This window comes from Neobacillus sp. PVCKKU3 (genome assembly GCF_058323225.1).
The window spans coordinates 1-558 of sequence record NZ_JBLVQN010000106.1; the positions used below are offsets into that span (position 1 = coordinate 1).

Consider the following 558-nt stretch of genomic DNA (forward strand, 5'->3'; position numbering starts at 1 on the left):
CATGCATCAGTTTCTCGGACTACAAAGGAATAATAAACAGGCTTTACTTCAAATAAGGAGTAAAGCCTTTTTAGTTTGAGAATGAGGCAAAGGTGAGGCAAGGGGACGGTTCCCATGCATCAATTTAGGTGTCTTCAGAAATATGTGCCCCCATGCATCAAACATTGTTTAATACAAATCCTAAACAAAAAAGCGATGTTCGTTTGCTTAGGAATCTTGGCTTGTGCTTTCATTTGGAACGGTTATATTGCCATAATTAATATTTGTGAATGTGTTTGAAGAGCCATCGCCGAAACTAAAATTGCCGCCGATTATGATATTATTAGAAGTATGGCTATTTTGAGTGGTTCCGCTAAAATTTACGTTGGCATTGTTGGAAAGTGCTTGTACCTTAAATTGACTTATATTGAGTGAGTTTGCCATATTAAATCACCGTCCTTTCTCCATTTTATTTTGAAGAAAGGCATGTGTTTGTCCAGAGGCCTAGCAGTAGGAGTTTTATTGAGCTATATGGATGAGGCAGGAGAACCGTCCCCGTGCATCATCCATGCATAAAAG

Annotated in this window: 1 protein-coding gene; it reads right to left on the reverse strand. The window is 38.7% G+C overall.

Annotated features, from left to right (window positions below):
* Positions 1-207: 207 nt before the first annotated feature.
* Entirely contained in the window at positions 208-423 is a 216-nt protein-coding gene (locus ACNQGS_RS29050; protein WP_491490395.1) for a spore germination protein, read from the reverse strand.
* Between the last annotated feature and the right edge of the window lie 135 nt (positions 424-558).

Bases quoted from the DNA above. Each gene is read 5' to 3' on its own strand.
- ACNQGS_RS29050 (WP_491490395.1), bottom strand. From the start codon at position 423: ATGGCAAACTCACTCAATATAAGTCAATTTAAGGTACAAGCACTTTCC.